7 protein-coding genes and 3 pseudogenes are annotated in these 7,400 nt (G+C 61.7%); 7 read left to right on the forward strand and 3 right to left on the reverse strand.

What is annotated here, in order from left to right:
* The 4 genes and pseudogenes from EN742_RS17575 to EN742_RS17590 all read left to right on the forward strand — a co-directional run.
* On the forward strand, positions 1–150 hold the full coding sequence (locus EN742_RS17575; protein WP_281034972.1) for a PfkB family carbohydrate kinase: 150 nt from the start codon (positions 1–3) through the stop codon (positions 148–150).
* 274 nt (positions 151–424) lie between these two features.
* Positions 425–1,783 carry a Gfo/Idh/MocA family oxidoreductase gene (locus tag EN742_RS17580; protein WP_128333078.1) on the forward strand — a complete coding sequence of 453 codons (1,359 nt, stop codon included), beginning with the start codon at positions 425–427 and terminating at the stop codon, positions 1,781–1,783.
* A gap of 19 nt (positions 1,784–1,802) precedes the next feature.
* Positions 1,803–2,117, forward strand: coding sequence for a putative quinol monooxygenase (locus EN742_RS17585; protein ID WP_128333079.1), 315 nt, complete (start codon positions 1,803–1,805; stop codon positions 2,115–2,117).
* 10 nt (positions 2,118–2,127) lie between these two features.
* Positions 2,128–3,012, forward strand: a pseudogene (locus EN742_RS17590) (NAD(P)-dependent oxidoreductase); the annotation flags it as partial.
* 247 nt (positions 3,013–3,259) lie between these two features.
* Here EN742_RS17590 and EN742_RS17595 read toward each other — a convergent pair.
* Positions 3,260–3,370, reverse strand: a pseudogene (locus EN742_RS17595) (zinc-binding dehydrogenase); the annotation flags it as partial.
* Between the two features lie 88 nt (positions 3,371–3,458).
* On the opposite strand from EN742_RS17595, the pseudogene EN742_RS17600 reads away from it, so the two are divergent.
* Together EN742_RS17600 and EN742_RS17605 are read left to right on the forward strand one after the other, a co-directional pair.
* A pseudogene (locus tag EN742_RS17600) lies at positions 3,459–4,373 on the forward strand (DUF3313 domain-containing protein).
* A gap of 1 nt (position 4,374) precedes the next feature.
* Positions 4,375–4,734, forward strand: coding sequence for a hypothetical protein (locus tag EN742_RS17605; protein WP_128333081.1), 360 nt, complete (start codon positions 4,375–4,377; stop codon positions 4,732–4,734).
* Between the two features lie 92 nt (positions 4,735–4,826).
* Here the strand turns inward: EN742_RS17605 and EN742_RS39415 are convergent, their stop codons facing one another.
* Together EN742_RS39415 and EN742_RS17615 are read right to left on the reverse strand one after the other, a co-directional pair.
* A complete protein-coding gene (locus EN742_RS39415; RefSeq protein ID WP_189375423.1) occupies positions 4,827–5,327 on the reverse strand; it encodes a hypothetical protein in 501 nt (166 codons plus the stop codon).
* A 580-nt stretch (positions 5,328–5,907) separates the two neighbouring features.
* Positions 5,908–6,513 carry a TetR/AcrR family transcriptional regulator gene (locus EN742_RS17615; RefSeq protein ID WP_128333082.1) on the reverse strand — a complete coding sequence of 202 codons (606 nt, stop codon included), beginning with the start codon at positions 6,511–6,513 and terminating at the stop codon, positions 5,908–5,910.
* 103 nt (positions 6,514–6,616) lie between these two features.
* Between EN742_RS17615 and EN742_RS17620 the strand changes: the two genes are divergently transcribed.
* The coding region (locus EN742_RS17620; protein WP_128333083.1) for an SDR family oxidoreductase at positions 6,617–7,400 on the forward strand (784 nt) is incomplete at its 3' end.

Here is a 7,400-nt window from a genome sequence, read left to right on the forward strand (position 1 = left end):
GTGCCCGCCATTCCTGTGCGATTGATCAGCACGCACGGCGCCGGCGATGTCTTCGCCGGAACCTTTGCGGCGGCCTTTGCCGCCGGCAGCACTTTCGCGGTGTGTCTCGATCTCGCCAACCAGGCCGCCGCCAGGCACGTCTCGACCTGACGGCATGCGGCCTACGCATCTCAAATCTTTAGTGCAGCTAAACGATCAAGCTCACCTTCTAAATTGAGCTAACAGCTCTCCCGCAATACGAATGTAGCGGTTCGGCAAACAGGCCGGACATCGGCAGCACGGCTTGCCGGGGAGGCAATTGCGCCATTGCGGGAGGTGTCGAGCGCCTTCGCAGCGTGTCCGCGGTGAGTCGGGACACGAAGGCTTTCACGCGTCTCGCCGAAGCTTGCGGCGTGCCGAATTCGGTGATGCGAAGGATACGGACATGAACCTTTATACCCTGCTTGCCGCGCGTGCGGAGCGTGGACGCCCGGTGCGGGTAGGCCTGATCGGTGCGGGCAAATTCGGCTCTATGGTGCTGTCGCAGGCGCAACGCGTCGCCGGATACCATATGGTCGCGGTGGCCGATCTGAATGTTTCCAAGGCGCGGGAATCGCTGCAGCGCGTCGGCTGGCCGGCAGAGCGGTATCAGGCGAAGAATGCCGGTGAGGCGGTGAAGCACGGCACGACCTTCGTTACCGACGACGTTGCCGCCCTGCTAGCCTGCGAGGAGATCGAATGTGTGATCGAGGCGACCGGTCATCCGATTGCCGGAACCCGTCATGCGCTCGCCGCGATCGAAGCCGGCAAGCATGTCGTCATGGTCAATGTCGAGGCGGACGTTATGGTAGGACCGATCCTGGCCGAAAAGGCGCGCCAGAAGGGTGTCATCTATTCGATGGCCTATGGCGACCAGCCGGCGCTGATCTGCGAGCTGGTGGATTGGGCGCGTGCGACCGGCTTCGAGGTGACGGCGGCCGGCAAGGGGATGAATTTCGAGCCGCGCTATCGCTATTCCACGCCCGACACGGTCTGGGGTTTCTTCGGATGGAGCGAGGAAGAGGTGGCCAAGGGCGACTTCAATCCGAAAATGTACAACTCCTTTACCGACGGCACCAAGGCGGCGATTGAGATGGCCGCGGTTGCCAACGGCACCGGACTTGATTGTCCTGACGGCGGCCTGGCCTTCCCGCCTGCCGGCCTCCACGATCTGGCCAAGGTGTTCCGTCCGGCGGCCGACGGCGGACGCATGGCGCGCTCCGGCCTTGTCGACATCGCCGCCAGCCAGGAGCCGGATGGCCGCGAGGTGATCAACAACATCCGCTATGGCGTCTTCGTCACGTTCAAGGCGCACAACGAGTATTCGCGCGCCTGCTTCAAGCAGTACGGCCTTTTGACCGATCCGTCGGGATGGTATGGCTCGATGTGGCGGCCCTTCCATATCATTGGGCTGGAAACCTCGATCAGCGTGTTGTCGGCCATTCTGCGCGGTGAGCCGACCGGCTCGTCGAAGGAATTCCGCGGCGATGCCGTGGCGACAGCCAAGAAGGATATGCAGCCCGGCGAGATGCTGGACGGCGAGGGTGGCTACGCCGTCTGGGCAAAGGCCATCCCGGCTTCAATCAGCCTGGAGCACGCGGCGCTTCCGATCGGGCTGGCGCACAATGTGCGGCTCAAGCGCGCCGTCAGAAAGGACCAGATCGTCAGCTTCAACGATGTCGAATTGGTCAACGACCTCGACGTCGTGAAGCTGCGCCGCGAGATGGAAGAGCGCTTCCGCCCGACGCCGAGCGTCGCCGCCTGATCGCCCGGGAAGAAAAGTCATGAGCAAGCGCAGTGCGCCATCCTTCGTGGTGATCCCCGAATTTCGCGTCAGGCCGCAGGTCAGGACTCCATTTCTCTATGCCGCCTTGGACGACGCCCACCATTCGCTCGCCGACGAGTCGGGCTGCCGCCGCTTCGATGTCGTCTGCCCCGAGGAGGCCAAGGACACAGTGTTGTTCTACGAGGTGTACGACGATCGCGCCGCATTCGACGCGCATTTGCAAACCAGGCATCTGAAGCGCTTCCAGGCGGCTATGAAGGCGCTCGAGGTCGAAGAGACGGTCGTTCGCTTCGCCGCTCTCGAAAACGGCTGATCAGGCACCGGTCGCCGCAATGAGCGCCACCAGGATCGGCTTCATCGGAACGGGCATCATGGGCGGCCACATGGCCCGCCGGCTGGCGCAGGCCGGCTTTGCCGTGAGCGCGTGGAACCGCAGTCCGGGCAAAGCCGAAGCGCTCGAGCGCTTCGGCGTCGCTGTTGCCGCCGAGGCAACAGAGGCGGCGCGGTATGCGGATGTCGTGATTGCGATGCTGAGTTCGGGGCCGGTCTGCGACGAGGCGCTGTTCGGCGCAAATGCCGTGGCCGACGCGATGTCGCCGGAGTCGATGCTTGCGGTGATGAGCTCGATCCCGGTCGATACCGCGCGCCGGCAAGCAGAGCTGGCGGCGCAAAAGGGCATCCGCTACGTCGATGCTCCGGTTTCCGGCGGTGAGAAGGGCGCGGATGAAGGGATGCTTGCCATCATGGCGGGCGGTGAAGCCGACACCATAGACACGCTGAGGCCTGTCTTTGCCGAGCTGGGGCGTGTCACGCATGTCGGCCCGGCTGGCGCCGGCAACCTGGCAAAACTCGCCAACCAGTTGATCGTCGCCAGCAACATTTGCGCGGTTGCCGAAGCGCTCCTGCTGGCGGAACGAGGTGGCGCGGATCCGACGCGCGTGCGCGAGGCGCTGCTCGGCGGCTTTGCCGACTCGACGGTGTTTCGCCAGCACGGTCGGCGCATGATCGAAGCCGATTTCGTGCCCGGCGGTCCCGCGAAATATCAGATCAAAGACACCGGCACGGCACTCGTGCTGGCCGCATCACTCGGTCTAACATTGCCTGTAGCAACGGAGGTCGATCGTATATTTCGCGGGCTTGTTGAGCATGGCGGTGGGGATCTGGACCACAGTGCAGCAATCCTTGAGCTGCGCCGCTTAAATCGTTAGTAAGGTTCGACATCAGACGCTGTTGCCCAACGTCAAGTTCAGCGCTCGAAACATGTTTCGTTGAGCTAACCCGCTGCTTTCTCATCTGGTTTGTCCGCTTCTAGCGCAGGCACCCTTCGGCGCACGCCAAAGGCAGGTGCTATATTCGAAAGGGGGCGGACACCGTCGCGATCTGGCCTGCGACGTTGGAGCTGCCGCAGCAAGCCTTGCTCATCACCGAAGTTTTCCCACCAAAATCGGAGAGTCACTATCTTACCTTGATGACTACCTTGCCCTTGGCTCGACCTGTCTCGACGTAGGCCAGAGCCTCATTGGTCGCCTCAAACGGGAAGGCCAATGCACGATCGAGTCTAATCGCAAGTTTTACCCAACTTTACACTGCCTTTACCGCCATTAACGCTGACGTCGCTAAGTCTGAACCGTGATCGCGGTTCAGAGGGTTGGCGATGATCTTGAGGCGTAAACGACGTGTAACGTTCCGACGGACTGCGCTCTGCGGGCCCCTGCTCGTATTGCTCTCAGCCTGCGCAAATGTACCTTTGCGGCAGGGCACCTCCCTCAGTTCCTACGCCGGATGACCCCCTCAGGCGGCATGCTCACCAAAGCTAAGCTACGCTTGGATTCGGCACCGCTTCTCAGCGCACAAACGGTGAGCATCGTGCCGACCTCAGCAAGAATTGGAAATAGCCAATTCGAGCCCAAAGACCTGGCGCTTGTCACTAACACCATCGACCGAGCCCTTTGCACCGATCTCAGCGACCGGTTCCTTTCCTTGTCGTGGCCCCCAACCAGCCGGCAGACCTCGTGGTCCACGCGACGGTCACCAACATCGTAGCGACGAACCGGACGGCCGCTGCAGCGTCTACGGCGGCTTCGCTCGGCGCCACGGTGGCCCTTCCCGTGCCAATCCCCAGGCTGCCAATCGGCCTTGGTGCTTGGCGATCGAAGCCGAGGCGGTCGGTAGGGACGGATCTCAGAAGGCGGCCATGGTCTGGTCGCGCGGTGCGAACATAATCACGACAGGCGCCCGAGTCTCCTCGGTGGGAGATGCGTACTCCCTCTCTTCTGCCTTCTCGGACGACTTCAGCAAGATGCTGATCAAGGGCAAGGACCCGTTCAAGGGAATGGGAATGCCGTCGATCCCGTCGATGCAGAGGATCAGGGTCTCGCTCGGCGGCAAACCGAAATACGACGCCTGCAAAGCATTCGGCCGTGCCCCTGGCATCCCCGGCGCGGTCGCCGGTCAGCTGCGATTGCCGCCAGGCTGGACCGACAAGAGCAGCCCCTCACTAACGCGAAACATGACCTCGCGAAGCGCCGCAGATGGCGGGCTTCACGCAATGACTGAAGAAAGGAAATAGCATGAAGATCCAGCTAGCGCTTGCTACGGCAGCCGTCGCATTTCTTGACTCGACCGCCACATTCGCCGCAGGGACCCAGGACTATCTGCCACCGGGGAAGGCGGCCGCCATTCTCGCGGATGGCGCCCCCCGGTCGGCGAGCGCGCCGAACGGCAGGTCGTTCAAGCTCACCCTGAACAAGTCCGGCACCGGCAGCATACGCGGTCCTCTGCTGTTTTCGTTGTCTGTCAACTGGGCGCTCAAAGGCGATGCGATGTGCATCACCTACACGATGATATCGGAGTGCCTTCGATTTCGCGAGGTTCCTGGAGGGCTTCAGGGCTGGAACGGCGACAAGCCCGACCTGAAGATGACGCGGTAAGGGCGTCGGCCGATCTTAATCGAGACCTCGGCTCGAACGAGCCTGGCATGAATGCAGACTACGCCCGTTGGGCGAGCGGCAGAACGGAATTATCAACTATGAAAAAAGCGCAGCGTGTTGTCCTCATGACCGGGGCCACGAGCGGCTTCGGCATATACACCCTTCAGAACATCGCCGCGCAGCCCGGCACGAGAGTAATCATTGGCGCTCGTGGGAGAGGCCGAACAGCGCCGCCGGCGGTCGAGATCCTGCCGCTCGATCTCGCCTCGCTCGCCAGCGTACGGGACTTCGCCGACTCGGTTCAGCGGCGGATTGGTGATGCCCGCATTGACATTCTGATCCTCAACGCCGGCCTTCGTGGTTCTGCTGCCGAGGAGCGGAGCGCGGACGGCTACGGGATGACGTTCGCGGTGAACCACGGTTCTGGTGCGGGCATACGCTCGTACACGGCGTCGAAATTGTGCAATCTCATGACTGCTCTTTCTTTCGCCCGACTGGATGAGGTGAAGGTGCGCCAGATCAACGTGATCGCCTTCAATCCAGGTCGTGACGCCTCTGTCTTGCAGAAGGTGCTTGTGACGGTTCTGATGCATACGATCTTTCCGCTGATCGGTTTGTTCCGTCCCGAGTTCCTCATGAACAGGCCCGAGCATTCGGGAAAAATGCTCGCCGACGTGGCTCTGGGAAAAATCACCCCACCGCCCGGCCGGGCCTGTGTCTCGCTGGTTAAGGGCAAACCGACATTCCCGGACCCTTCGGAACTCGCGCGAGACCGAGACGCTCAGGACCGGCTGTGGCGCGAAAGCGCAGCGATGGCCGGCGCAAGCATCTCTGGCAGATGGCCACGATGTCACGGTGCTCGCTCGCGTACCAGGCCGCATGCCGGTGAGTCACCCACGCTTGCGTGTGCCCGCGGGCGACGCTCAGAATCCCGATGCGATCGAGAAGTTGCTCGAGGGGCAAGAGGTGGTCTGCGACTGCCTGGGTATTACCAATGTGGTGCGCACAATAACCATGTTCTCCCGCTGCGCGGAAAACCTCTCGAAAGCACTCAAGCCCGAACAACTGCTCTTGCGGTCACAGGTATGGAGACCGGCGATAGCAGAGGACATGGATGCTTCCTGTACGACCATGTGTTCTGCCGGTCGTTCTGCGCAGGATATCCTCTATCGATCATGGCCATTGCGCTTTCAGTATTTCGGGCAGAAGCCTGCTCCGAAAGTCCTGATCGTAGTTGCCTTGAAGGGCGACTTGCATCTTTTCTTCCAAGGCGAGGTGAGCAATGCCGTGCGCAGTGGACCAGGCAGCAAAGACGGGAGCCAAATCCTGTACCTTTAGCAGGGCCTCCAGAGTGGTGCCGCTGACTTGAGCAGCCGCTTCAGCGAGCGGAACAAGAGCCTGTCGGCTCGTTGTTTCGTACTGGGGATCGGAGCGGTTGATTAGATCCTTGCGGAACATCAGCCGGAATCGGCCGGGATGGTCGAGCGCGAAGGCAACGTAGGCCGCCGCTATTGCTCTCATCCTTTCGGTTGGCGTCCCGCTGTCCGGCACAGCAGCGAGATAGCGCCCAAGCTCGCGGTAGCCGAGGATCGCCACCTCCGTCAGGAGGCCCGATGCGTTGCCGAAATGGTGCGCGGGGGCCCCGGGTGAGACATCTGCGCGGCGCGCGGCATCGCGCAGTGTAAAGCCCTCTATGCCGTTTTCTCTCAAGATGGCGTCAGTGGCGGCGATCAGCGCCTCCCGAAGTTCCCCGTGATGATATCCGCGCTTTCTTGGCACGCATGACCTCCAAAATTTTTTCGAACCACATCTAGACAGTGTTCAACTGTAGTCTTATGTATCGATCTATACAGTGTTCAACAACGGATAAAAAGGAACTCTCATGCCCAAATCCTGGCTTATCACTGGTACGTCCTCTGGTTTCGGTCGCGAACTCACCGATCTGCTACTCGCCCGCGGCGATACCGTAGCGGCGACGCTGCGCAAGCCCGGCGCGCTCGACGATCTGAAAGCAATCCACGGCGATCGGCTCTGGGTCGGATATGCCGACGTGACCGACACTGCCGCGCTGCGCAAGGTCGTCGATGACGCCTTTACGGCGCTCGGTCACGTCGACTTTGCCGTCAGCAATGCCGGCTACGGTCTGTTCGGCGGCGCGGAAGAGGTCAGCGACGATCAGATCCGGCGCCAGATCGACACCAACGTGATCGGATCGGTGCAGTTCGCCCGCGCAGTTCTTCCGCACTTCCGTAACCAGGAGAGCGGGCATTTCTTCCAGATCGCCAGCGCGCTTGGCCAGTCCGCCATTCCCTTCGCGAGCCTCTACGGCCTGAGCAAATGGGCGGTCGAGGGGTTCTTCGAAGCGCTGGCGCAAGAGGTCGCTTCCCTCGGCATCAAGGTGACGATTGTCGAACCCGGCGGTGCAAAGACCGATTTCGGCACGCGCAGCGGTGATCTTGCGCCGGCCCTGGATGCCTACGCCAACACCCCAGTCGGCTACATTCGCACTCACATGGCATCCATGGCGGATGCGGCCAAGGGCGATCCGCGCAAGATGGCACAGGCCATAATCGACGTTTCCGAAAGACCGGAATCGCCGTTGCGCCTGGCGCTCGGCAGCGATGCTTATGAGCAGATCACCACGGCGCTTCGCCAGCGCTTTGAAG

The sequence above is a fragment of the Mesorhizobium sp. M4A.F.Ca.ET.020.02.1.1 genome (genome assembly GCF_004022645.1).
Classification (GTDB): Bacteria; Pseudomonadota; Alphaproteobacteria; order Rhizobiales; family Rhizobiaceae; genus Mesorhizobium.